Source organism: Streptococcus sp. KHUD_014, assembly GCF_051106275.1.
Lineage (GTDB): Bacteria > Bacillota > Bacilli > Lactobacillales > Streptococcaceae > Streptococcus.
The window spans coordinates 169,327-193,340 of sequence record NZ_CP193666.1 but is presented as its reverse complement, the minus strand read 5'-3'; the positions used below and the strand labels follow the sequence as shown (position 1 = coordinate 193,340).

The following is a 24,014-nucleotide window of genomic DNA, read 5'->3' as shown; positions in this document are numbered from 1 at the left end:
TCGGCCTTGCCGTCTTTCGCACCGTACACCTTGATAGTTGCTTTATAGCTTTGAGTGCCATTTTGTTTCAAGAGCTCAAGTAAGTCTTTATCTGATTTACCTTGAGTACCGGCCAAATCCACTTCATAGAAGTAAAGACCTTTGCCCAATTTCTCTACTGGTGGGAGAGCGGGGTTTTTAGCCGAACCATTGTCTGACCAGGGGGCTTTATCAGAAGCTTTCAAGATGAGGCGGGTCAACATGCCGTCACCAGCGAAGAACTCGTATGGAATAACTTGGTTGACACCAGCTGTGAATGGGCCTGGGAAATTGGCTTTGTCAAGGTAGCTAGCTGGGACATCTACTGTGTCTTTTGTGTTGTCAGCCACACCTTTTTGGACTTCAGCTGGGGTGATTACTGGTTGCGCTTCACTTGCTTCACGATCTTGCCCAGAAACTGTAGGCGCAGGATTTGTCGCAGGTTTAAGCGCATCTTCTGTTTCTTTCTTAGATTCTGGTTTTGCTTGCACTTCTTCTTTTGGTGCTGCTACTGGTTCTTTAGCAGCTACATCTGCTTTTTCTGGAGAGCTTGTAGTATCCAAGCTTGCTTTAAGTGTTGATTCTGCCTGTTCTGAAGGAAGAGCTACATCAACTGCTTTCTTGAGAACCTCTGCTGGTAAGTCGCTCTTTTCACTCACCGAAGTAGCATCTGTCCCAACTTGAGCAGGGGTCGGATTGACCACATCGGCACGTACAGAACTTGGTTGACCAACTAGGATAAAGAAGCCACTGGCCACAACAACTGAGGCAACACCGACACTGAGACGGCGAATAGACCAACGAGTATAGCTTTGATTTGGATTGAATTTCATAGGATTCTCCTTAGAGTTTTCTTTTTTTGATAGCTCTAGTATAATCTCCTAAAATTAAAAAGGATTAAGAAAAAGTTAAAATTTTTCTTAAATCCCTCTTATAAATTACTTATATTAGTTATCTATTCACTAATTTCAGCGAGTTTGTCTAAATGCTGATTATTAACTACTCCCATGATGTAGGTATTGGCTTGTAAGATATCGTCTGGTCCAAACTGGACATCTAGTGGCGAGTTTTCTTGATCTCGAAATCCTAGGACATTTAGCTTGTATCTTCCACGGAGATCTAGTTGATTTAAGCTTTGACCCACCCAGACTTGAGGAATTTCCATCTCAACAATGGAAACATTTTTATCTAACTGGAAAACATCAACACTATTATGGAAGAGAATCGTTTGAGCAAGTGACTGTCCCATCTCATATTCTGGTGAAATAACAAAATCTGCACCGATTTTTTCTAAAACCTTCTTTGCTGTATGGCTTTTAACCTTGGCAATAACTGTTGGAACACCTAGGCTCTTACAGTGCATGACTGCAAGAACACTTGATTCTAGACTTTCCCCTGTCGCAACCACTACCGTATCGCAGGTATCAATACCCGCTGAGCGCAGGAGTTCTTCATCGGTAATATCTCCTACAACACCGCTCGTTAATACTGGTTCAAATTGATTGATACGTTCTTCGTGATTATCAATGGCGATAATGTTCATATCTAGCTTTGAGAGCCCTTCTAGAACACTTGAACCAAACACACCTAGACCTAAAATTCCTATTGTACGTTCTGACATGATTTTCCTTTCTTATCCAATGGTAATATCTGCTTTCATATAATGCATCATATCTTTTTTGCTTGGTTGATAATCTGCTAGACTGACCAGCAAGGTCAGTGGCCCGATACGTCCGATAAACATAAGCAACATGATGACGCTTAGAGCTAGCTGACCTAGATCTGGTGTTAGATTGGCTGTAACACCAACTGTCGCAAGGGCTGAAATAGTCTCAAACATGAGATGAATAAAGGGCGGATTGCCACTAGTTGTTAATCCAAGTAAGACTAAACCTAATAGAAATGTTAACAAAAAGATGATAAAGACACTAAAAGATTTTTGTACAGTTCGTGGATCGATGGTTCGTTTGGCAATATTTACATGGGGTAGACCAAGTAGCTCCGTTCTAGCGAAGAGGATTAAGACTAGGAAGGTTGTAATTTTCAAACCACCCGCCGTTCCTCCAGGAGCTCCACCTAAAAACATCTGAAGAATATAAATAAGTAGGGTAACAGGACGTGCTTGTGTAAAATCAATAGAAGCAAAACCTGCCGTCCGCATGCTAACGGTTTGGAAAAAGCTGACCAGAACTTTTTCTGGGAAACTGAGATTGCCAATCGTTCCAGTATTACCCCACTCTGTCAGTAGGGTAGTCACCGTTCCAAAAAGGAGAATTCCCACTGTCAGCATCAATACCAACTTCGTATGAAAGCGAAGTCTACGCTTTCTTTTACTACCTACTTGTGTCGCTAGGTCAAACCAGACCATGAAACCAAGACCGCCTGTGATAATCAAAGCAGAAATTACAAGATTTACCAGTGGATCTGTTTGGTAGGCTACTAAACTGGTCGTTCCAAAATTATCAAAACCAGCATTACAAAAAGCGGAAATGGCTAGAAAAGCAGAGGTAAAAAGACCTCGCCCCCAACCAAACTCAGGAACAAAACGAAAACTAAGGAGCAGGGCTCCCACAGCTTCTACCAAAAAGGTAGTTAGAAAAATCGATTGGATGAATTTTTTCAAAGATCGAGTTTCGCCATAATTAAAACTTTCCTGAATTGTTTCTCGGTTTCTAAGACTCAATTTTTGCTTACTCTGAATATAGAAAACTCCGATAAAGGTCATGAGACCCAAGCCACCAATCTGAATTAAGAACATACAGATTAGCTGACCCCAGATATTATAAGTAGACACTACAGGTTGGGTAAAGAGACCTGTCACACAGACCATAGACACGGTAGTGAAAAGGTGGTCAAAATAAGTTGCTCTGGAAGTTGTTGCCTGTACAACGGGTAGGCTCAAAAGTAGGGAACCTAGTAAAATGACTAGGGCAAAACTTAAAAAAATCCGACGAGCAGGTGACATCTGAGCCAGACTCTGCTCTATTTTTTCTCTTAATGATTTGAATAACATAGCTACATTGTACCATAAAACAGTTAAGGCAGTCACATATGACTAACGATTTCAAGACAGAGTTCCAAGGCCTTGTCAAAAGCTTCTGCTCCCCAATCGCGGCTATCATAATTTTCTAAATCCACTAGAGAGTCGGCTGTAAATAGAAGTTGACCCCAAACTACTCCTCGAAGCTGGGCAACTGCTGCAAGAGCTGCACATTCCATCTCCACAACTGCACAACCTTCTTCCTTACGATAGGCAACTTTTTCAGCTGTTTCTCGGTAAAAACCATCTGTCGACCAAGTCATCACCTCTTCATAAGGAATGCCTAGTTGTTCCAAGACTTGCTCGATGGCTGAAACAGCTTCTACATGAACATCCATATAACGAGAAGGTGGCGCATAATGGTAACTAGTTCCTTCATCACGCAGGGCTTGTACTGGAACCAGAAAGGCATTTTCTTCTATATTTGTTAATACGCCACAAGTACCGGTGGAAATGATTTTCTCCACACCATAGCCAATCAACCAGTCCATAAACTGGGCAGCTGGGGCAGAACCTACAGGGGCTTGGGCTAAACACACTTTTTCGCCTTTGTAGTCCATGACATAAACAGGATAGGTTTTAGTGACAGACACAAACTCCCCAACGCACTCTGCTCCTACTTCCTGAGCATAGTGATCAATCTCCTCTTCCAAAAATGCATAGATGCACTTCTTTGGCAACTGTAAATCTAATCCTTCGTGATTTGGCATGATGACTGCCTGAGGATTATCATCAAACTCTAAAATAGGAATGGCATGTTTTTGAATCATAGAGTACCTCCTCTAAATTTGTACTATTATAACAAAAACAAAACCAAAGTCAAGGCAGGAAAACTTATTTTAAGTAGGAAACATCAATTAAATGCTATTTTCATCATAATAAAATTGCTATAGCTTAGGAATTATCTTATAATAGATTGAATTTAAAAAAAGTGAGGGAGTTTTATGAAATTCTATTCCTATGACTATGTGCTCAGTCAGATTAGTCAACAGAATTGGGCCATGATGATTGTGTCAACGTTCTTAGTAATTGTGACTGGATTTTTTGCATTTAAGGCTTTTCAAGATAAGAGAGGAAGTAAGTTCCGTGAATTATCGCTCATTTCTATTTTGACCTTAATCGCATTCGTTTTGATAAGCATTACGAATCTTCAAAACAACCAATCCAATGATAATCAATTTCGTAGTTCCTTACACTTCATCGAGATTGTATCAAAAGAGTTAGGTGTTGACAAAAAGAATGTTTATGTCAATACATCAGCTACAACTGATGGAGCTATTATTAAGGTTGACGACAATTTTTATCGCGCTATTAGCGGGACTGATCAAGATAGCTATTTATTGGAAAAAATGGAACTCTATAAATCAGATGTTGAACTCGTGGAGGTTGAAAAATGATAAGCTTTTTTGCTACAATTGCGATTAAATTAGCCTTGGGGCTTCTGTCTCTTGTTTTTGTTATTAACGTAACAGGTAAAGGAAATCTAGCACCAAGTTCTGCGGTGGACCAAGTCCAGAACTTTGTTCTCGGGGCTATTATCGGTGGGGTTATCTACAATAGTTCTATTACCATCATCCAATACATTGTTATCCTCATTATTTGGACTATTCTCATTTTACTCCTTAAATGGTTGAATACCAATGTTTCCTTCATCAAACATCTGATTGACGGAAAACCTACGATTATCATTAAAAATGGAACATTAGATCCAGAAGCTTGTCGCTCAAAAGGTCTTGCAGCCGCAGATGTAGCTCTTAAATTGCGCTCTCAAGGAATCTTCCAACTGAAGGATGTCAAGAGAGCTGTGATTGAGCAAAATGGGCAATTGATTGTCGTAAGAATGGGCGATGAAAATCCTAAGTATCCAGTGATTACAGATGGTGTTGTCCAAATTGAAATCCTAGAAACCATTGGCAAAACTGAAGAATGGCTAACAGAAAAATTGAAAGAAGAAGGTTTCGAAGAAGTCTCTAATATCTTTATCGCTGAATATGATAAAGGTCAATTGAATGTTGTAACCTATTAAGCAAAAAACTGATGCTTTTCGTATCAGTTTTTTGCTTTTTAACAATAAAAGGTATATACTTAATTTAATATCTGATTTAGTTTAGATAATTCAAAAATTTAACGGAGGTATCCCCCATGTCAATAGAAGAAAAATTCAACCAAGCTAAAGGTTCTGTTAAAGAAGGTCTTGGCAAACTAACTGGCGATACAAAAACTCAAGCAGAAGGAGCTGCAGAAAAGGTAGCTTCAAAAGCTAAAGAAGTTGCTGAAGATGCAAAAGAAGCTGTCGAAGGTGCAGTATCTGGCGTAAAAAATATCTTTAAAAAAGACGAAGAATAATTTCCTATACAATAAGCACTCTTATTCCACATGCTTAGAAAAGCATTGGAATAAGGGTGTTTTTTTGTTCTTTCAGGCATAATAAAAGCACCCCTTTGAGGTGCTTGATATAGAATTGATAGTTATTAATGGAGTAGGCTAGCTAGTATGTATAAGAGATAGATGTGGGTTGGATAGAAAATATAGAAGAAATATTTATCTCCTCGACCTTTTTCTCCATTGTAGAAGAACAAAGGAATAATTGAAAATACCATGACCCACTGAAGGCTTGCGGGATTAGATCGGAAACTCAGGAGACTGATAATCAAGATAGCTAGTAATTGGATGTTTCTTCGGCTTCTAAAGATATAGAAAATCCAACCTAGAAGTACCATGAAAATCCCACCCTCAATTGTAAATAAATTTGGAATCAAAAGCATCACAACAGCCAATGAACGAGCTAAAATCGGCGAAACATCTCCTTCTCCACCTAAAATGGTACCAAGAACCAAAACCGGGATAGAGAAAAGAACCGGTAGAAGAATGAGCCCAAAACCTTTGAAAAATGATAGTATCGACTTTTCTTTAACGGCTTTTACGATTCGATCCCAACCACAATCAAGAATAGCAACTACAAGAAAGGTACTAAAGGCGTTATTAGAGAGAACGACATTCCCATTTTGGAACATGTTTCCGATAATGATATTTCCAATGCTCATAAGCCAACTCATAAGCAAAAGACGAATCATCAATTTCTTTCGACTTCTCGTATAATGGAAACTATCCGCAAATAAGAAGAGTAAGATTGGGAAAACGAGACGCCCCAACCCCGATAGCCAACTTGGAGCACCAAATTCGAAGAACATTTGGTAGATATGGTCACAGACCATCAGCAAGATGGCCAGATATTTTAAATTTGTAGCATTTGCAAAAGACTTCATATTCGTTCCTACTTAAATTTTCTTTCCCTTCATTATAACACAAAGAAGACTAGCTTAGATGAACGGGATAGTTATTTAAAAAATTTAAACATTAGAAGTTTATGAAATTAGGAAGTTCATCTTCTACGCATTTGATAAATCGTTGAAGTGCTTAGGAAAAGTATTACCTGCAAATAACGGATTAGTTTTATCCTTTGCTAGAACTTTCTATCCAGAACATAAAACTCTCCCTTCTCTTTCGAGAAAGGAGATTTTCTTTTATGGTCGTCCACCAGGGCCTCCATTTCCTTGAGGTCCACCTCCACCAGGTATAGAATTGACAATCTCAGTTTGTTTTTCACCATTGAAATAGATGTCTCCGCCTGTGTAAGTCGCTGTTCCATCAAAGTCAAAACCAGTTTGACCAGTCATTTTGATGGTTCCTCCCGTAACAGTAATGTTACCATTTGAGTCAATTGGATCCGTGTCCCCTTGACCAACTTCAACCGTCAAATTCCCACCATTCATAGCAAAGAAAATTTCACTTAGTTGGGCGTTTTTGTTGGTCGCATTTACACCATCATCTGTTGAATATATGGTGATGTCTCCACCGTTGATAGTGATTGACTTACCTTCAAGTCCTTCTGTAGAATTCTTAACAGTATAGGTACCACTATCAATAACCAAATCACCTGAAGCGTGGATACCGTCATCTCCAGCAGTAACAGTGATGGTATTGTCAGAGAGATACATGGTTCCTACAGATGTGTCCTCATCATTGTCGACCTTAACTCCGTCTTCCTTGGCATCGATAGTCATGGTTGTGCCGGTAATGTTGAGTTCATCATTGACATTAAAAGCATCTCCGACTGCAGTGATGTTATAGGTCCCGCCTGTGATGTGAAGTGTATCGTTGGCCTTGATAGCATTGTTTTTCTTACCATCTACATTGAGAGTTCCCTTACCATTGATGCTCAAGTCCACTTTAGAGAAGAGGGCTGCGTCAGCCTTGTCATCACTATTAGAAGCAGAATCTGAGAGACTATTGGTTGTTCCATCTGCTAGAGTTAGGTAAACATGACCAGCTGATGTTGCAGAAATAGCTGCATTGGTATTGGTCATGGTCACACCGTTTAGTACGATATGTACATCATCAGTCTTTTCGGCTTCAATCTTGATTTGAACTCCATCAGATTGACCAGAAATCACATAGGTACCTGACTTAGAGATTGTAACGGTAGATCCTGATACGGCCACTCCGTCACCTGATACCTTCGCTGTTGATCCTGACAAAGTTACAGTTGCAGCTTTTTTTTCATCATAAGAAGTATCATAGTCCTTATCTGTAAAGTAACTAGATGTTTTCTTATTGGTAGTTACTGTTGTCGTTGCAGTACTATTGCTAGCTGTTATATTTGAAGTTGACTGGGTACATGCTGTTGCCAGTGCTAGAGTTGTTATACTTGTTAATAGGAATGTCCATTTTTTTGCTTTCATGCTCATTTCCTCGTCTTTCATTTTACATGCTCTTAGTCTACGGGTCTTTCCTAAAAGAAGCCTAAACTTTTTCTGAAAGTTTTCTTAAGTTTAGTTTCAATTAAGTTAAATTTAACAAAAGTTTTAGAAAATCCCCCTAAAATCAAACACAAGCAAGTTTACCTTGTTTAAAAATAGTCTAACCTAAGATTAGAGGAGAAGGAATTATGAAACCAATCGAAACAAGTTTCAAACGGATTGAAACCAAATATATTGTCTCCAAAGAAATTTTAGATAAACTCATCCAAGATTTAAAGGAATATTTAGTAGAAGACGACTATCCAATTTCAACTATTTCAAATATCTACTTTGATACGGAAGACTTTGCTGTGCTCCAAGATGATGATTTTGGAAATAAGCGAAAAGAAAAGGTTCGGATGCGGACCTATCTCAGCCACCCCAAAGCAGATAGTCAAGTATTTTTAGAAATCAAAACCAAGGATCAAGAAGGAGTTGGTCGCAAATTTAGACTACTCTCAACTCCTATTTCCATCCTTAACTTTATGACCAAAGGGCACTTGGATGCTAGTATTACTGATACAGTCGTCATTGAAAAAGTGAAAAAGCTTCACCAAGATTACAAGCAGGCTATCAAGCCTCGTATGTACATCTACTACGATCGTTATTCATTAAAAGAAAAAAAATACATCGAGGGCTACGACTATAATAAAATTCGTATCACCATTGACCAAAATCTAATCTATAGAGATGAAAATGTCAGTCTCTTCGCAGGAAATCAAGGGGCTCCTCTATTAGATGACAATACTGTGATTATGGAGATTAAAGCTCCTGGAAACAAACCTCAGTGGTTACAAGACATTCTAGACAAGTATGGTTTGATGGAGCACAAATTTTCAAAATACAGTTGTGCTTACCACAAATCTCAAGGGCTTCCTTATGCACCACGTCCCAGTATAGAAAGCGCAGGTATCGCTTATGCTTAATCTATTTAATTCCCTTTTCAACAACGCCACTGCAAGTGCAGATCCCTTCCAACTACTGCTGGCACTTCTAGTCAGTCTAGTCCTCGGTTTGGCACTTACTTGGACCTACAAATATCGAACCCTCTACACCAGAGAATTTGCTATCAGCTTGACTCTGCTTCCCTGCCTTATGACCTTGGTTATTTTTCTGGTCAATGGGAGCTTGGGTACGTCAATTGCTGTAGCCGGAACCTTTAGTTTGATTCGTTTCCGTTCTGCAACTAGTGGTTCAAGAGAACTGATTGCGATTTTCCTCGCCATGATTATCGGTCTAGCTTGTGGAACAGGCTATCTCTTCTTGGCTATTCTCTTCACCCTATTTATCTTGGGTGTTTGGTTCCTTTTGGAAAATCAACAGGTCAAAACTGACAATCAACGCCGTAGACTTTTAACAATCACGGTAACTAATCAAGAGAAGATTCAAGCTGCTATCCAATCTGCTCTTGACCAATTCTGCTCAGAAATTGACATGATTACGATCAATAGCACAAATGCAGGGGACAACCTTAGCATTGTCTATGAAGTCGAGCTAAAAACAGAGGTCGATGATTTCCAAGTGACTAGCTATCTTACACAAAATATTGATCAATGCGATGTGGCATTGACTAAAAAAGCTAAAAAGAGAAAAAATCTCTAAAGACGAAAAACGAGGCTGGGATAAAAATTCCGACCTCGTTTTTTGCTAGCAATAAGTTTTTGACACTGAGACTGATTAGGCTTTCCAATTCCAAAGAGTTCTTTTGAAAAAGACTTCATCTTCTCTATCTCAACCTTTAATTTCCTTTAACTGGAATCTCTTTGATAACTTGTGCTGGATTTCCTGCTAGAACTACGTTGTCACCAAAGGATTTTGTAATGACCGCTCCTGCTCCTGCAACGACATTATCCCCTAAAGTAACACCCGGTAGGACAATGACACCACCACCTGCCCAAAAGTTCTTACCAATCCTGATGGGTTTGCCAAATTCTAGTCCCGAGTTTCGTTCATCGGGATCCAGCGGATGAAGAGGTGTTAAAAATTGACAATTGGGACCAATCATGGCATTGTCGCCAATCGTGATCGGACACACATCCAACATGGTCAAATTCCAATTGGAATAAAAATTTTCTCCTAAATGGATATTAACTCCATAATCCACCACCAATCGAGTGTTGATGTAGAGATTTTCACCAGTAGAACCAAACCATCCTTTGATGATTTCCATACCTTTTACTGGATCTACCTCTTCATTAAAAGCAGCTTGCTTTTGTCGCGCTGTTTGTGCTAGAGAACGGAGGTCTGGGTCGAATGGGTGATAGGGTTCTCCTGCGATCATTTTTTGATATTCTGTTTTCATGTTATTTCTTTCTTGCTTGTTTTAGATGATTGTAGCATAGTATTGAATCTAGAGCAAATTATAGTGAAATGAAATAAAATCTGAACAAATTTACTAGAGCAGTTAAGTCAATTTCTAGCATTTTTTAGAATTCACAGTGTACTGTTTTGTATTTGATCTACTATAAAACACAAGTCTAACCTTAAATAAAAAAAGCGAGCAAAGCCAGTTTTCTGACAATCAGAATTCTGCCTTGTTCGCTTTTTTATCTAGTGGATCCTTCTTAAGAATCTATAGTGAATGATTAATCTTTTCATCTCAGATCTTAAGTAACATCTACTTATTCGCTTACTTCAACAGTTTCAACGACTTCTTCTACAGTCGTATCAACTGGAGCTGCTTCTTGTGAAGATGCTAGGTAAGACTCTTCGTTGACTGCTTGTGGTTCAAGGTTACGGTAACGTGCCATACCTGTACCAGCTGGGATAATCTTACCGATGATAACATTTTCCTTAAGACCAAGGAGATGGTCTTTCTTACCACGGATAGCTGCGTCTGTAAGGACACGAGTTGTTTCCTGGAAGGAAGCTGCTGACAAGAAACTATTTGTTTCAAGTGAGGCTTTGGTGATTCCCATAAGGACTGGACGACCAGTCGCTGGCACTCCACCTGCGATAAGAACGTCCTTGTTAGCATCTGTAAAGTCGTTGATGTCCATAAGTGTTCCCATGAGAAGATCTGTGTCTCCTGGATCCATAACACGAACTTTACGGATCATTTGACGAACCATTACCTCGATGTGCTTGTCACCGATTTCTACCCCTTGGCTACGGTAAACTTTTTGTACTTCACCGAGGAGGTAAGTTTCAACTGATAAGACATCACGTACAGCAAGGAGACGTTTTGGTTGGATTGAACCTTCTGTCAACGCTGCACCACGAGAGACTTGGTCCCCAACTTCAACACGCATGCGAGCTGTAAATGGTACCACGTATTCGCCTTCTCCAGTTTCACCCTTAACGAAGACTTTCTTAGTACGAGTTGAAGCATCTTCTTCGATAGCAGCAACTTGTCCTTTGACCTCTGTGATAACCGCTTCCCCTTTAGGATTGCGGGCTTCAAAGATTTCTTGGACACGAGGAAGACCCTGAGTGATATCGGTATTTGAGGCAACCCCACCCGTGTGGAAGGTACGCATTGTAAGCTGTGTACCAGGTTCCCCGATAGATTGGGCAGCGATTGTACCAACTGCTTCACCAACTTCAACCGCATCACCAGTCGCCAAGTTGATACCATAACAGTGACGGCAGACACCATGACGAGTGTTACATGTAAATACTGAGCGGATAGTCACTTCTTCGATTGCATTTACAAGTTCACCATCTTCATTCTTGATCTTAAGATTTGCAATTTCAGCAGCTTTTTCTTCTGTGATCAATTCATTTGGACCGATGATCACTGCACCAGTTTCTGGATGTTTAACAGTTTTCTTAGTGTAACGACCGATAAGACGTTCTTCGAGCGACTCGATCATCTCTTTTCCTTCTGCGATAGAACGGATCAAGAGACCACGGTCAGTTCCACAGTCGTCCTCACGGATGATAACGTCTTGGGCAACGTCAACCAAACGACGAGTCAAATAACCTGAGTCAGCTGTCTTAAGGGCCGTATCGGTCATACCTTTACGGGCACCGTGAGTTGAGAAGAACATTTCGAGTACTGACAAACCTTCGCGGAAGTTTGAAAGGATTGGCAATTCCATGATGCGTCCGTTCGGAGCAGCCATCAGACCACGCATACCGGCAAGCTGTGAGAAGTTCGAGATGTTACCACGGGCTCCAGAGTCCATCATCATAACGATTGGGTTCTTCGGATCTTGGTTAGCAATCAAGCGTTTCTCAAGTTTTTCACGGGCAGCACGCCATTCAGCTGTAACAGCATTGTAGCGTTCGTCGTCTGTAATCATACCACGACGGAATTGTTTAGTAATTTGTTCTACACGTTTGTGTGATTCTTCGATGATTTCAGCCTTGTCTTCAACGACTGGAATGTCGGCAATACCCACTGTCAAACCTGCAAGGGTTGAATGGTGGTAACCGAGGTTCTTCATACGGTCAAGTAGGGCAGAAGTTTCTGTCGTACGGAAACGTTTGAAGATTTCAGCGATGATATTTCCAAGGTTTTTCTTCTTGAATGGAGGGTTAAGTTCAAGTCCATCGATAGCTTCCTTGATATTTCCACCTAATGGCAAGAAGTACTTAGCCGGAACACCTTCTGTCAAGTTAGCGTTTGTCGGCTCTTGCAAGTAAGGTAGTCCTTCTGGCATGATATCGTTGAAGAGGATTTTACCTACAGTTGTAAGCAAGATTTTGTGTTTTTGCTCTTCTGTCCATGGTTTGTTAAGGCTATCTGTTGCGATACCAACACGTGAGTGGAGGTGAACATAACCATTACGGTAAGCCATGACCGCTTCGTCACGGTCCTTGAAGACCATACCTTCACCTTCACGACCAGCTTCTTCCATAGTCAAGTAGTAGTTACCCAAAACCATGTCCTGAGATGGAGTAACAACTGGTTTACCATCTTTAGGGTTCAAGATATGCTCAGCAGCAAGCATCAAGATACGAGCTTCTGCTTGGGCTTCTTCTGAAAGTGGTACGTGGATGGCCATTTGGTCACCGTCAAAGTCGGCATTGTAGGCTTCACAGACAAGCGGGTGCAAGCGAAGGGCTTTACCGTCAATCAAGACAGGTTCAAAGGCTTGGATACCCAAACGGTGAAGGGTAGGTGCGCGGTTAAGAAGTACTGGGTGTTCTTTGATCACTTCTTCGAGGATATCCCAGATACGTTCATCTCCACGTTCTACCAAGCGTTTAGCCGCTTTAACGTTTTGCACGATATCGCGCGCAACGATTTCACGCATAACGAATGGTTTAAAGAGCTCGATTGCCATTTCACGTGGCACACCACATTGGTACATCTTAAGAGTTGGACCAACGGCAATAACAGAACGTCCTGAGAAGTCAACACGTTTACCGAGCAAGTTTTGACGGAAGCGTCCTTGCTTCCCTTTGAGCATGTGGCTCAATGATTTAAGCGGACGGCTACCTGGCCCTGTGATCGGACGACCACGACGGCCATTGTCAATCAAAGCATCAACCGCTTCTTGAAGCATACGCTTCTCATTTTGAACGATAATACCTGGTGCGTTCAACTCAAGCAAACGAGCTAGACGGTTGTTACGGTTGATAACACGACGGTAAAGGTCGTTCAAGTCAGATGAGGCAAAACGGCCACCATCCAACTGCAACATTGGACGAAGATCTGGTGGAATAACCGGAAGGATGTTAAGAATCATCCATTCAGGTTTGTTTCCAGACTTGTAAAAGGCATCCAAAACATCCAAACGACGGATAGCTTTGATACGTTTTTGTCCAGTTGCTGTCTTCAATTCTTCTTTAAGTTCAGCAATTTCTTTTTCAAGATCTACTTGTTTCAAGAGGTCTTGGATAGCTTCGGCACCCATTTTAGCAACGAATGATCCGTAGCCATATTCACGCAAGCGCTCACGGTATTCACGCTCTGTCATGATTGATTTGTGCTCAAGTGGTGTATCCTTCGGATCGATCACCACATAAGCTGCAAAGTAGATAACTTCCTCAAGTGCACGAGGACTCATATCAAGGGTCAAGCCCATACGGCTTGGAATCCCCTTGAAATACCAGATATGAGATACAGGAGCTTTCAACTCGATGTGTCCCATACGTTCACGACGAACTTTTGTACGCGTTACTTCAACACCACAACGGTCACAAACAATCCCTCTGTAACGAATGCGTTTGTACTTACCACAAGCACATTCCCAGTCTTTTGTAGGACCAAAGATGACTTCGTCAAATAGTCCTTCACGTTCTGGTTTCAACGTACGGTAATTGATTGTTTCAGGTTTTTTGACTTCTCCATAAGACCATGAACGGACTTTGCTTGGAGAAGCTAGTGTGATTTGCATACTTTTAAAACGATTTACGTCAACCACTATTTCTTCCCTTTCTATTCTAAGTGAGCTACTTATTCTTGTTCAGTAGCTTCTTCTGTTGCTTCCGCTTTTGCACCTTCTTCAGCTTCAAAAGCAGCTTTTGCTTCTTCAGCAGCTTTTTTACGTGCTTTTTCAAGGTCATCTACGTGGATGACATCTTCGTCCATGCCCTCGTCAAGATCACGAAGTTCAACTTCTTGATCATCTTCGTCAAGGACACGCATGTCAAGACCAAGTGATTGCAATTCTTTAACAAGAACTCGGAAGGATTCTGGAACACCTGGTTTTGGAATTGGTTTTCCTTTTGTAATAGCTTCATATGCTTTCAAACGTCCGTTGATATCGTCAGACTTGTAAGTCAAGATTTCTTGAAGTACGTTTGATGCACCATAGGCTTCAAGCGCCCAAACCTCCATCTCACCGAAACGTTGTCCACCAAACTGAGCTTTACCTCCGAGTGGTTGTTGGGTAACGGTCGAGTAAGGTCCGACAGAACGAGCGTGCAATTTATCATCAACCATGTGGTGAAGTTTGATCATGTACATGACACCAACTGATACACGGTTGTCAAATGGCTCACCAGTACGTCCATCGTAAAGGATAGTCTTAGCATCGCTATCCATACCAGCTTCTTTAACAGTTGACCAAAGATCTTCAGAACTTGCTCCGTCAAAGACTGGTGTTGCGATGTGAATACCAAGGGTACGAGCTGCCATACCAAGGTGGAGCTCCATAACCTGACCGATATTCATACGTGATGGCACCCCAAGTGGGTTCAACATGATGTCGACTGGAGTTCCGTCTGGAAGGTAAGGCATGTCTTCTACAGGAACGATACGAGAGACAACCCCTTTGTTTCCGTGACGTCCGGCCATCTTATCTCCGACCTTGATCTTACGTTTTTGAGCGATGTAAACTCGAACCAGCATGTTAACACCTGATTGCAATTCATCTCCATTTGCACGTGTAAAGATCTTAACATCACGAACAACACCATCGGCACCGTGTGGTACACGAAGAGAAGTATCACGAACTTCACGAGACTTGTCTCCGAAGATAGCGTGCAAGAGACGTTCTTCAGCTGAAAGGTCTTTCTCACCCTTAGGTGTTACTTTACCTACAAGGATGTCCCCTTCTTTAACCTCAGCACCGATACGGATAATCCCCATTTCGTCAAGGTCTTTAAGAGCATCTTCACCAACGTTTGGAATTTCACGAGTAATTTCTTCAGGTCCAAGCTTTGTATCGCGCGTTTCTGATTCGTATTCTTCAAGGTGGACAGATGTATAAACATCGTCTTTAACCAAGCGTTCGCTCATGATAACGGCATCCTCGAAGTTGTAACCTTCCCATGTCATGTAGGCAACGATTGGGTTTTGTCCAAGCGCCATTTCCCCATTTTCCATAGAAGGTCCGTCAGCGATAAAGTCACCTTTTTCTACAAGATCACCAACTCGAACAAGGGTACGTTGGTTGTAGGCAGTACCTGAGTTTGAACGACGGAATTTTTGAATATGGTAAACATCCAATGAACCATCTTCACGACGAACTTCTACCTTGTCCGCATCCGCATAGGTAACCTTACCACCATGTTGTGCAATCACTGCAGCTCCTGAGTCATGGGCTGCTTGGTATTCCATACCAGTACCAACGTAAGGTGCTTTTGGATTGATCAAAGGAACAGCCTGACGTTGCATGTTGGCACCCATGAGGGCACGGTTGGAGTCGTCGTTTTCCAAGAAAGGAATACATGCTGTCGCAACGGCAACTACCTGCTTAGGTGATACGTCCATATAATCTACAACGCTAGCTGGGTACTCTTGGTTGACCCCTTGGTGACGTCCCATAACTGTTTTCTCAGCAAATGTGCCATCTTCGTTAAGGCGTGAGTTAGCCTGCGCTACAGTAAATTCATCCTCTTCATCGGCAGTCAACCAAACGATTTCGTTCGTTACTTTGCCTGTTTCACGGTCAACCTTACGATATGGTGTTTGAACAAAACCATATTTGTTCAAGTGACCGTAAGATGACAAGTTGTTGATCAAACCGATGTTCGGTCCTTCAGGTGTCTCGATTGGACACATACGACCATAGTGAGTGTAGTGCACGTCACGCACTTCATATCCAGCACGGTCACGTGTCAAACCACCAGGTCCTAAGGCTGACAAACGACGTTTGTGAGACAACTCAGAAAGAGGGTTGTGTTGGTCCATGAACTGTGACAACTGTGATGAACCAAAGAATTCTTTAACCGCAGCTGTTACAGGACGGATATTGATAATTTGTTGTGGTGTTAAGACTTCATTGTCCTGAACAGACATACGTTCACGGACATTACGTTCCATACGAGAAAGTCCTAGACGTACTTGGTTAGCAAGCAATTCACCAACAGCACGGATACGACGGTTCCCAAGGTGGTCGATATCATCCACACGACCAATACCTTCAGCCAAGTTGAGGAAGTAGCTCATCTCAGCCAAGATATCCGCAGGAGTGACGATGCGAACCTTGTCATCTGGATTAGCATTACCGATAATAGTTACAACACGGTCTGGATCAGTTGGTGCAACAACCTTGAATTTTTGAAGAACAACTGGTTCTGTTACTACGGCAGCATCATTTGGAATGTAGACAATCTTGTTCAAATCGCCATCCAAATGACTTTCGATACTTTCAATAACGCTGCGAGTCATAACTGTCCCAGCTTCCACCAAGATTTCACCAGTTTCAGGATCTACCAATGGCTCCGCAATTGTTTGGTTAAGCAAGCGTGTTTTAACATTGAGTTTTTTATTGATCTTGTAACGACCAACAGCTGCCAAATCATAGCGACGTGGATCAAAGAAACGTGCTACAAGCAAGCTACGTGAACTTTCTGCAGTCTTAGGCTCACCTGGACGAAGACGCTCATAGATTTCTTTCAAAGCTTCGTCTGTACGAGAGTCCATTGGGTTTTTATGGATATCTTTTTCAACAGTGTTGCGAACCAACTCGCTGTCACCAAAGATATCAAAGATTTCGTCATCACCTGAGAAACCAAGCGCACGAACCAAGGTCGTAAATGGGATTTTACGAGTGCGGTCGATACGAGTGTAGGCGATGTCTTTTGAGTCGCTTTCAAGTTCCAACCAAGCTCCACGGTTAGGGATAACAGTTGAACCGTAACCCACTTTACCGTTTTTGTCTACTTTATCATTAAAGTAAACACCTGGAGAACGCACCAACTGTGATACGATGATACGTTCACCACCATTGATGATAAAGGTTCCCATCTCAGTCATGATTGGGAAATCACCAAAGAATACTTCCTGTGTCTTGATTTCGCCAGTTTCTTTGTTAATCAAGCGGAAGGTTACAAAGATAGGTGCTGAGTAGCTGGCATCGTGGATACGAGCTTCTTCAAGCGTATATTTAGGTTCTTTGATTTCATAGCCAACAAATTCCAACTCCATTGTGTCTGTGAAGTTTGAAATTGGCAATACATCTTCAAACACTTCCTTCAGACCATGGTCTAGGAAATCTTTGAATGAATCAGTTTGAATTTCAATCAAATTTGGTAAGTCAAGAACTTCTTTGATTCTTGAAAAACTACGACGGGTACGATGTTTCCCGTATTGAACGTCATGTCCTGCCAAGATGATTCTCCTTTAAAATAAAGTTTCAAGCCTAGTGATCTAAGCTAGTAATTATCGTTAGAGGGTTCTAAAAACCCTATCAACTTATCCCCCTCGACTAATTTTCAGAATTTTTAAATCTTTGTTACAAACACTAGAAAACCTGAAAAAAAGCACAAAAAGAGCAGCTAAATCTGACTTTTGTAAGAAGATTTAACTGCTGTGAGCCTTGCCTGGACAATATTTCAGACAAAACCTACGACAAATGATTATTCATATTATACCTAATTTTCTTTGATTTTTCAAGGGTTTTGAACGATTTTTTTGCCTGAAATATTGATAGGGCTTGTTTTCAGAAAAGAATGTTTTCATTGGTTTGTTCTTGAATAATTAGAATCACTTGTATGATATATCCTGCCGACCAACTGAAAAAACGGTTCTCCCTTGTTTGTAGTGTATCATCTAACATACTGGAAAAGCACAAAAACTTTTCTAAATAAGAAAGAATGCTTGTCAATTCAACTTTCTTGACAAAAACTATACTTAGTGGTTTAATATACCCAATAAGGGTATATTTGGAGGTACCTATGTTTCATTTGTTTACAAAAATTGACAGTATTTCTACTAGCGAGTTAGAAGCTAAACTCAAAGAACCCATTCAGCTACTGGACGTTCGGACCCCTACGGAATTTGGCAGAGGCCATATCGAAAGCGCCAAGAATGTTCCCCTGACTGAAATCGGTTCTTATGAACCAGCGACAAAAGAAACCTTATATCTCATTTGTCAGTCTGGTGTTCGCAGTAAGATGGCTGCGAAAAAACTAAAGAAGAAAGGCTACCATGTCATCAATGTTCGAGGTGGCATGAAGACTTGGAAGAACTAGACAGGAACCAAATCTACATTGTTAGCTGCCACAGTAGTCTTGGTAGCTTTATCGCTAAGCCAATCCTCAAGTAAGCAAGCGTTGCCGTCCAAAAGCTTGACGGCGTTCCCTATACAAAATGACTAACCCAGAAGGAGTCGAATATGAAAACTAGTATCAGCATGGCTGACTTTTATGAAAAGTATCAGAACCAAGAACTCAATCTTATCGACGTACGTGAAGTACATGAATACCAAGCAGGGCATGCACCTAGTGCAAAAAATCTACCTCTAAGTACCTTGGAGCAAGGCTACAAAGAACTCAAAGACGATCAAGAATACTATATCATCTGCCAAGGTGGAGCTCGCTCCGCATCTGCCTGCTCCTTCCTTAGTGCCCAAGGACTCAAGGTCACAAATGTAGAAGGTGGTATGAACCACTGGCCAGGCCAAGTAGAATCAGCACAATAGGTTTGAAGAGATTAATACTCTTCAAAAATCTCTTCAAACCACGTCAGCTTCGTCTTGCCGTACTCAAGTACAGCCTGCGGCTCGCTTCCTAGTTTGCTCTTTGATTTTCATTGAGTATAAAATGGAAGTGAAAACTCAGTACACTTCCCCATAATAAAACGCCTACCGTCAAGTTTTGTCAACACTTGATAGTAGGCGTTTTTCTAATTTTGAAAACTTGGTAGTCATCCTCTTTTGAGCTTTATAATTCAAGGATATGAGCTTGATAGCCAATGGCTTCTAAGAATTTCAGTAAATCTGTCCTATCTAAAAAGAGGGTTTTCTCGTTAGTATTAGGGTGAAAACTCATCCGTCTTTCCGACATAATTTCTTTGTCGAAATAAACTTGGATATCCTTATCAGCATTGTTAAGCAAACCAAAGGGAGAAACAACTCCTGCAGGCAAGCTCATTTTTTCAAAGAGACTCTCAGAAGAAGCCATACGAATCCTATTGGCCCCGATCAAATCCTTCAATAACTCCATATCCAGACGTTTTTTATCATCCATAATAACAAGATAAAAAGCTGTTTTCTTTTTGTTAGTTAGAAACATGGTTTTGGTGCGAACACCCTCGATTCCTTCGATAAAACTATCTGCTTGCTCAGTCGTTAGGGCAGGCTCATGCTCCACAACTTCAAAGGGAATAGCTAACTCTTCTAGCTTTGCCACTACTTTACTGTACAATTCCATCTTGCTACCTCCTAAGTGTATGTTTGTAGCTACAACTGGATTTTAAGGATTATCGGTTTCATTTACACTTTTAACAAAAGGACTTTTTAAGACTTAAGCTATGATTCCACAGCTGATGACAAATATGCCTTCCATCTACCTTTAGCCTCTGTCCGTTCTATCACAAAGCCTCTAGGCAAATCCGCAACTTGACCGATGGACTCATCTATTTGAAATGCTTCAGCTTGGGAAATAAGACGGACGTCCTCTAGGATATGATCTTCTGAACACAAAAATTGCCACATCCCATCCTCTTTATCATGGGAGATAAAGGTAATCGGATTTTTCCCATCCAAAACATGTTGGCAAACGATACAGGCTGTTTCGGGTGCATCTTTAAAAGCAAAAGTCATCCTGGGCTCGCTCCTTTAATCTACTAGCAATTACATATTTTTAGCATAGTCAAAGCGCTGATTTACTTTTTGACTAAGGGTGATAAGGCTTGACAAATCTCTTACTTGACACGGAAAGAGGACATAGCTATCGCTATCAATGTCCATAGCTGCTAGACAGAAGCCTCGCGACTCCCACTCTTGATCTAGAGTTTGGGCCCACAACGGAATATCCCCATCCTCTTTGAACCACTCCTCCTGCAAAGGGAGCTTGTATTTCACAACCAAGGATTCTAGCTCATAGAGAAAATCTTCCTTCTCCGTATTCCAGTCTAACTCCACAAAACTACCACTCTCTAGCAACTCATCCGCCAGGCCAATCCATTGGAGCCTAGCCTCGTCATCCTCTGCATCAATACAACGTTCATCATATCGATCAGCATGCTCTTGGAAATAAGTTTGCGGTGTCTCAAAACAGACTTTCAAACTTTCTAAAATTTCCTGATTACTGGTTAATAGTTGAGCGATTTCTAGGTAGGTTTCACTTGTTCTCATATCTGTTCTAACACTCCAATTTTTAAAATCAGGCAGTATGCTCTGCTCTAAGATGGCTTGTGAATCACGAAAAACAATACTTCCACATCCAAGCCTATTTTTCCATAAATGATCGTATGGATTTGTAACACTAATTTCACAAGAAAGTCTATCTGCCCCTTGACCCTGATAGATTTGCACAAAATCCGGTCCCAATGGTCCAGCTTAAAACTTGATTAGCTCATCTGAGATAAGAATCGTATCATTTGCTATTTGCCAAGATCCTTTCAAATGAGTCTATCGAATCTCCTCTGTCAACTTCATCTACGTAGCTTGAATCAATGATGCTAGTAGTTTATTGACTTCTGTAAAGAGCCACTTCTTATATCTGTGTATTCACTACTATTATAGCATAGAAGGAGCAGTTTACTTACGTTTAATCAAGTATTGAACAGCTTTTTCTAAACGTCCCTTCTGGGCTTGGGGATCCTCTAGAGGGTCATTGATACAAGTCGTTAAATTTTCCGTAATGATTAACTCAATCACACGATCAACACTGGATCGAACTGCTGTTAATTGAGTAAGGATATCGACACAATCACGCTCCTCCTCTATCATTTTTTGGATCCCCCGCAATTGACCTTCAGAACGTTTAAGGCGAGTAATATACTTTGATTTTGTCATCTCTTTTTCCTTGAACATTTTTTCCTCATTATATCTCTAATGAAAATCCTTGTCAAAAGGAGCACTTATCTTAAAGATAAAGACTCCTAGTTCCCCACTCTCACTCGAGTAACAATGCCGTCTTTATCAGTCATGCTGAACTCTGCCGAAGAAATCCACTGAGTTGTCGTCTTGCCAGTTTGAGATTGAGCAAATACTTTTAATAATTCCTCTTTGTTCTCAACTTTCACCACATAGTAGGCTAGGCCTGTCAATCCATTCTCACGTCGAGCTAAGTTTTTACCACCCCATTCATTTACAGCTAGATGATGGTGATAAGTTCCTGATGCTATCCAACTGGCATGTGGAATCGTGAATTTATCCTCCAGACCTAGAGACTCTTGATAGAATGTACTCGCTTCTCGGCTATTCTTAACAGATAGGTGAACATGGCCCATGCGAGTGCCTTCTGCGATCACAAAAGGCTCTATGTCTCGTCCTAGTTCATAGATAGCTTGGGCAGATAGCTCTTCTGTCACACCAATAATTCGCCCGTCCTCACGAATATCCCAGACTGTCACAGGCTTATCTCTATAGAGTTCTATGCCATTACCCTCCAGGTCTTCTAGATAGATGGCCTCACTATAGCCATGATCAGCCCCACCAACTAGTGGAATCTTCAGGTCTAACAAGTGTTTAAAAACATTAGCCAAATCTTCACGAGTCGGCAAAAGAAGTGCCATATGATAAAGACCATAACTTTGCTTAGGATTGCTAATGTCATCTGTCTTAACTAGCCGAACTAGCGGTTTCCCACCGGCACCTAAAAGAACTTCTTTTTCCGATTTATTCAAAATCTCCAACCCAAGCAACTGATGATAAAATGCTGTCTGACTTTCTAAGTCCTTGACATTTAAAGCTACTTCAGCCAAATAAATCTGACTATTATATTGGTAAACCATAGAAAACCTCTCTTTGTTGTAATTATTTTTATTACATCTATTGTACTCCCTTCCCAACCAATGTCAACCCAGATGCTCAACGCTGATAAAACAAGAAAAATCCTCCCCATGTAGGAAGGATTGTTTGGATTTAATGAGCCAACATTTCTTGGGCAATCTCTTGACCAGATAAATTCTCTGGATAGTAGGTTGGCCAGTTGTCCATCTCTTCAAAGAGGGCTTCCTGGCTAGTACCTCCAAAGAAGATATGGAAGTGCCCAGTCTTAACTGGTGCGATATTGTGGTCGCTAAACTGAACATACTTAAATTGTCCAGCGTCCGCATCTGTCGCTTCAAAGAGATAACGAACTCCTCGATTCCCTTTCTTATAGGTCAAGATTTTCTTGCCGACATACTTGTATGTATATTTTTTACTTTGGTCACCTTGGATGAATTCCATAGTGTTATCCGTGATGTTAATCTTGGTCACATCTGTTTGGTAACCCTTTTGATAGTAGGCCTTATATTCATCCTTGGTCATCTTACCAGTCAATTTAGCCTTGTATTCAAAGACTTGGTCAAGAGTCCCATCCTCAAGGAAAGGATAGACAGACTGCCAGTTACCAGCATAATCACTTAGGGTACGGTCCTTAACATCTGCATCCTCAAAGTAGCCATTTTGAACGGTTTTAGTTTCCTCTGCCTTTTCTGGTTCAATCTCTGCTCCTGCCTGATCAGTTGTCTGCTCGAGTGCCTTGAGGTTTTTCTCCATGACAGAGATATAGTTTTCTCCAGCTTTCATGTCCTCTTCGGTCAAGCTTTCAAGAGGATTCAGAACATCTAACTTCACTCCTGTTTCTTTTGAGAGGGTATTCGCTAGGGCTTGAGAAGCATTTTCTTCAAAGTAGATATAAGAAATTTTGTTTTTCTTGATGTACTCGGTCAATTCTGCCAAACGGCTTGCTGATGGCTCCGCATCTGGGGAAAGACCTGAGATAGAAACTTGATTGAGTCCGTAGTCTAAAGCTAAGTAACGAAAGGCAGCGTGTTGAGTCACAAAACTCTTTTGTTTAGCACTAGAAAGTCCTTCAGTATAGGCCTTATCCAAGGCTTGCAATTTTTCGATATAGGCTGCTGCATTTTGCTCAAAGGTTGCTTTTTTATCAGGATAGTCAGCTGATAAACTGTCACGGATGTGCTCTACAAGTTTGATTGCACGCGCAGGAGACAACCATACATGAGGGTCATACTCGTGATGATGGCCTTCTTCACCATGATCATGGTCTTCCTCTTCTTCACTACCTGGAAGAAGCAACATATCTCCAGTAGCCTTGATTGTTTTTACTTTTTTCGCATCTAGTGAATCTAAAAGCTTGGGAACCCATGTTTCCATGTTCTCATTTTCATAAACGAAGGCATCAGCGTCTTGGATTTTAGCAACTGCCTTAGGCGATGGTTCATAATCATGTGGTTCTGTCCCTGCCCCAATCAAGAGCTCGACATTGGCTGTATCTCCTGCTACTTGCTTGGTAAATTCGTAGACAGGATAGAAAGTTGTGACGATATTTAATTTTCCGTCTGCCTGTTTTTGATTGGAACAAGCCACTAAGAATACCGTCACAAGACTTGCCAAAAGTAGGCCTAGTTTTTTCAT

The 24,014-nt window shown here is 41.1% G+C and carries 21 protein-coding genes and 2 pseudogenes; 8 read left to right on the top strand and 15 right to left on the bottom strand.

Annotated features, from left to right (window positions below; translation table 11 throughout):
* Positions 1-8: 8 nt before the first annotated feature.
* From ACORHT_RS01030 to ACORHT_RS01015, 4 genes and pseudogenes are all read right to left on the bottom strand, one after another.
* Positions 9-851 (bottom strand): annotated as a pseudogene (locus tag ACORHT_RS01030) (SSURE domain-containing protein); the annotation flags it as partial.
* Positions 852-973: 122 nt separating this feature from the next.
* Positions 974-1,639: a potassium channel family protein gene (locus ACORHT_RS01025; RefSeq protein ID WP_075230255.1), complete on the bottom strand. Its 666-nt coding sequence runs from the start codon at positions 1,637-1,639 to the stop codon at positions 974-976.
* A gap of 12 nt (positions 1,640-1,651) precedes the next feature.
* Positions 1,652-3,031, bottom strand: a complete 1,380-nt coding sequence (locus ACORHT_RS01020; protein WP_434350312.1) for a TrkH family potassium uptake protein — start codon at positions 3,029-3,031, stop codon at positions 1,652-1,654.
* Positions 3,032-3,063: 32 nt separating this feature from the next.
* Positions 3,064-3,828, bottom strand: a complete 765-nt coding sequence (locus tag ACORHT_RS01015; RefSeq protein ID WP_434350311.1) for a nucleoside phosphorylase — start codon at positions 3,826-3,828, stop codon at positions 3,064-3,066.
* Positions 3,829-4,002: 174 nt separating this feature from the next.
* Between ACORHT_RS01015 and ACORHT_RS01010 the strand changes: the two genes are divergently transcribed.
* The 3 genes from ACORHT_RS01010 (at position 4,003) to ACORHT_RS01000 (ending at position 5,404) form a co-directional block, all read left to right on the top strand.
* Positions 4,003-4,455, top strand: coding sequence for a DUF3290 family protein (locus tag ACORHT_RS01010; protein WP_434350310.1), 453 nt, complete (start codon positions 4,003-4,005; stop codon positions 4,453-4,455).
* Positions 4,452-5,084 (top strand): DUF421 domain-containing protein, encoded by a 633-nt coding sequence (locus tag ACORHT_RS01005; protein ID WP_434350309.1) that lies wholly within the window; start codon positions 4,452-4,454, stop codon positions 5,082-5,084. The genes ACORHT_RS01010 and ACORHT_RS01005 overlap by 4 nt, the downstream gene beginning before the upstream one ends.
* A gap of 116 nt (positions 5,085-5,200) precedes the next feature.
* Positions 5,201-5,404 carry a CsbD family protein gene (locus tag ACORHT_RS01000; RefSeq protein WP_434350308.1) on the top strand — a complete coding sequence of 68 codons (204 nt, stop codon included), beginning with the start codon at positions 5,201-5,203 and terminating at the stop codon, positions 5,402-5,404.
* Between the two features lie 125 nt (positions 5,405-5,529).
* Here the strand turns inward: ACORHT_RS01000 and ACORHT_RS00995 are convergent, their stop codons facing one another.
* The gene (locus tag ACORHT_RS00995; RefSeq protein ID WP_434350307.1) at positions 5,530-6,324 is read right to left on the bottom strand and encodes a TraX family protein; all 795 of its coding nucleotides are present in this window, start codon (positions 6,322-6,324) and stop codon (positions 5,530-5,532) included.
* A gap of 258 nt (positions 6,325-6,582) precedes the next feature.
* On the bottom strand, positions 6,583-7,800 hold the full coding sequence (locus tag ACORHT_RS00990; RefSeq protein WP_434350306.1) for a carbohydrate-binding domain-containing protein: 1,218 nt from the start codon (positions 7,798-7,800) through the stop codon (positions 6,583-6,585).
* A 206-nt stretch (positions 7,801-8,006) separates the two neighbouring features.
* Between ACORHT_RS00990 and ACORHT_RS00985 the strand changes: the two genes are divergently transcribed.
* Positions 8,007-8,783, top strand: coding sequence for a polyphosphate polymerase domain-containing protein (locus ACORHT_RS00985; RefSeq protein WP_083312453.1), 777 nt, complete (start codon positions 8,007-8,009; stop codon positions 8,781-8,783).
* The gene (locus ACORHT_RS00980; protein ID WP_434350305.1) at positions 8,776-9,459 is read left to right on the top strand and encodes a DUF4956 domain-containing protein; all 684 of its coding nucleotides are present in this window, start codon (positions 8,776-8,778) and stop codon (positions 9,457-9,459) included. The genes ACORHT_RS00985 and ACORHT_RS00980 overlap by 8 nt, the downstream gene beginning before the upstream one ends.
* A 136-nt stretch (positions 9,460-9,595) precedes the next feature.
* Here the strand turns inward: ACORHT_RS00980 and ACORHT_RS00975 are convergent, their stop codons facing one another.
* From ACORHT_RS00975 to rpoB, 3 genes are all read right to left on the bottom strand, one after another.
* On the bottom strand, positions 9,596-10,159 hold the full coding sequence (locus ACORHT_RS00975) for a sugar O-acetyltransferase (RefSeq protein WP_434350304.1): 564 nt from the start codon (positions 10,157-10,159) through the stop codon (positions 9,596-9,598).
* A 319-nt stretch (positions 10,160-10,478) separates the two neighbouring features.
* A complete protein-coding gene (gene rpoC / locus ACORHT_RS00970) occupies positions 10,479-14,174 on the bottom strand; it encodes a DNA-directed RNA polymerase subunit beta' (protein WP_434350303.1) in 3,696 nt (1,231 codons plus the stop codon).
* A 32-nt stretch (positions 14,175-14,206) separates the two neighbouring features.
* On the bottom strand, positions 14,207-17,809 hold the full coding sequence (rpoB, locus tag ACORHT_RS00965; RefSeq protein WP_434350302.1) for a DNA-directed RNA polymerase subunit beta: 3,603 nt from the start codon (positions 17,807-17,809) through the stop codon (positions 14,207-14,209).
* A gap of 566 nt (positions 17,810-18,375) precedes the next feature.
* Between rpoB and ACORHT_RS00960 the strand changes: the two genes are divergently transcribed.
* From ACORHT_RS00960 to ACORHT_RS00950, 3 genes and pseudogenes are all read left to right on the top strand, one after another.
* Positions 18,376-18,672, top strand: coding sequence for a rhodanese-like domain-containing protein (locus ACORHT_RS00960; protein ID WP_414321894.1), 297 nt, complete (start codon positions 18,376-18,378; stop codon positions 18,670-18,672).
* A pseudogene (locus ACORHT_RS00955) lies at positions 18,654-18,826 on the top strand (CoA-disulfide reductase); the annotation flags it as partial. The gene ACORHT_RS00960 and the pseudogene ACORHT_RS00955, both read left to right, overlap by 19 nt.
* A complete protein-coding gene (locus ACORHT_RS00950) occupies positions 18,816-19,121 on the top strand; it encodes a rhodanese-like domain-containing protein (RefSeq protein WP_434350301.1) in 306 nt (101 codons plus the stop codon). The pseudogene ACORHT_RS00955 and the gene ACORHT_RS00950, both read left to right, overlap by 11 nt.
* A 241-nt stretch (positions 19,122-19,362) precedes the next feature.
* Here the strand turns inward: ACORHT_RS00950 and ACORHT_RS00945 are convergent, their stop codons facing one another.
* The 6 genes from ACORHT_RS00945 to ACORHT_RS00920 all read right to left on the bottom strand — a co-directional run bounded on the left by ACORHT_RS00945 (position 19,363) and on the right by ACORHT_RS00920 (position 24,014).
* The gene (locus ACORHT_RS00945) at positions 19,363-19,851 is read right to left on the bottom strand and encodes a prolyl-tRNA synthetase associated domain-containing protein (RefSeq protein ID WP_434350300.1); all 489 of its coding nucleotides are present in this window, start codon (positions 19,849-19,851) and stop codon (positions 19,363-19,365) included.
* Between the two features lie 98 nt (positions 19,852-19,949).
* Entirely contained in the window at positions 19,950-20,243 is a 294-nt protein-coding gene (locus ACORHT_RS00940) for a hypothetical protein (protein WP_075230354.1), read from the bottom strand.
* A gap of 30 nt (positions 20,244-20,273) precedes the next feature.
* Positions 20,274-20,777 carry a DUF6630 family protein gene (locus ACORHT_RS00935; RefSeq protein ID WP_434350299.1) on the bottom strand — a complete coding sequence of 168 codons (504 nt, stop codon included), beginning with the start codon at positions 20,775-20,777 and terminating at the stop codon, positions 20,274-20,276.
* 405 nt (positions 20,778-21,182) lie between these two features.
* A complete protein-coding gene (locus ACORHT_RS00930; protein WP_434350298.1) occupies positions 21,183-21,440 on the bottom strand; it encodes a metal-sensitive transcriptional regulator in 258 nt (85 codons plus the stop codon).
* Between the two features lie 86 nt (positions 21,441-21,526).
* Positions 21,527-22,381 (bottom strand): VOC family protein, encoded by an 855-nt coding sequence (locus ACORHT_RS00925; RefSeq protein ID WP_434350297.1) that lies wholly within the window; start codon positions 22,379-22,381, stop codon positions 21,527-21,529.
* Between the two features lie 130 nt (positions 22,382-22,511).
* Positions 22,512-24,014 (bottom strand): zinc ABC transporter substrate-binding protein AdcA, encoded by a 1,503-nt coding sequence (locus tag ACORHT_RS00920; RefSeq protein WP_434350296.1) that lies wholly within the window; start codon positions 24,012-24,014, stop codon positions 22,512-22,514.

What these genes read in the sequence shown, in the direction of transcription:
- ACORHT_RS01025 (WP_075230255.1), bottom strand. Translation starts at nt 1,639, where the DNA reads ATGTCAGAACGTACAATAGGAATTTTAGGTCTAGGTGTGTTTGGTTCA.
- ACORHT_RS01020 (WP_434350312.1), bottom strand. Translation starts at nt 3,031, where the DNA reads ATGTTATTCAAATCATTAAGAGAAAAAATAGAGCAGAGTCTGGCTCAG.
- ACORHT_RS01015 (WP_434350311.1), bottom strand. Translation starts at nt 3,828, where the DNA reads ATGATTCAAAAACATGCCATTCCTATTTTAGAGTTTGATGATAATCCT.
- ACORHT_RS01010 (WP_434350310.1), top strand. Translation starts at nt 4,003, where the DNA reads ATGAAATTCTATTCCTATGACTATGTGCTCAGTCAGATTAGTCAACAG.
- ACORHT_RS01005 (WP_434350309.1), top strand. Translation starts at nt 4,452, where the DNA reads ATGATAAGCTTTTTTGCTACAATTGCGATTAAATTAGCCTTGGGGCTT.
- ACORHT_RS01000 (WP_434350308.1), top strand. Translation starts at nt 5,201, where the DNA reads ATGTCAATAGAAGAAAAATTCAACCAAGCTAAAGGTTCTGTTAAAGAA.
- ACORHT_RS00995 (WP_434350307.1), bottom strand. Translation starts at nt 6,324, where the DNA reads ATGAAGTCTTTTGCAAATGCTACAAATTTAAAATATCTGGCCATCTTG.
- ACORHT_RS00990 (WP_434350306.1), bottom strand. Translation starts at nt 7,800, where the DNA reads ATGAAAGCAAAAAAATGGACATTCCTATTAACAAGTATAACAACTCTA.
- ACORHT_RS00985 (WP_083312453.1), top strand. Translation starts at nt 8,007, where the DNA reads ATGAAACCAATCGAAACAAGTTTCAAACGGATTGAAACCAAATATATT.
- ACORHT_RS00980 (WP_434350305.1), top strand. Translation starts at nt 8,776, where the DNA reads ATGCTTAATCTATTTAATTCCCTTTTCAACAACGCCACTGCAAGTGCA.
- ACORHT_RS00975 (WP_434350304.1), bottom strand. Translation starts at nt 10,159, where the DNA reads ATGAAAACAGAATATCAAAAAATGATCGCAGGAGAACCCTATCACCCA.
- ACORHT_RS00960 (WP_414321894.1), top strand. Translation starts at nt 18,376, where the DNA reads ATGTTTCATTTGTTTACAAAAATTGACAGTATTTCTACTAGCGAGTTA.
- ACORHT_RS00950 (WP_434350301.1), top strand. Translation starts at nt 18,816, where the DNA reads ATGAAAACTAGTATCAGCATGGCTGACTTTTATGAAAAGTATCAGAAC.
- ACORHT_RS00945 (WP_434350300.1), bottom strand. Translation starts at nt 19,851, where the DNA reads ATGGAATTGTACAGTAAAGTAGTGGCAAAGCTAGAAGAGTTAGCTATT.
- ACORHT_RS00940 (WP_075230354.1), bottom strand. Translation starts at nt 20,243, where the DNA reads ATGACTTTTGCTTTTAAAGATGCACCCGAAACAGCCTGTATCGTTTGC.
- ACORHT_RS00935 (WP_434350299.1), bottom strand. Translation starts at nt 20,777, where the DNA reads ATGAGAACAAGTGAAACCTACCTAGAAATCGCTCAACTATTAACCAGT.
- ACORHT_RS00930 (WP_434350298.1), bottom strand. Translation starts at nt 21,440, where the DNA reads ATGACAAAATCAAAGTATATTACTCGCCTTAAACGTTCTGAAGGTCAA.
- ACORHT_RS00925 (WP_434350297.1), bottom strand. Translation starts at nt 22,381, where the DNA reads ATGGTTTACCAATATAATAGTCAGATTTATTTGGCTGAAGTAGCTTTA.
- ACORHT_RS00920 (WP_434350296.1), bottom strand. Translation starts at nt 24,014, where the DNA reads ATGAAAAAACTAGGCCTACTTTTGGCAAGTCTTGTGACGGTATTCTTA.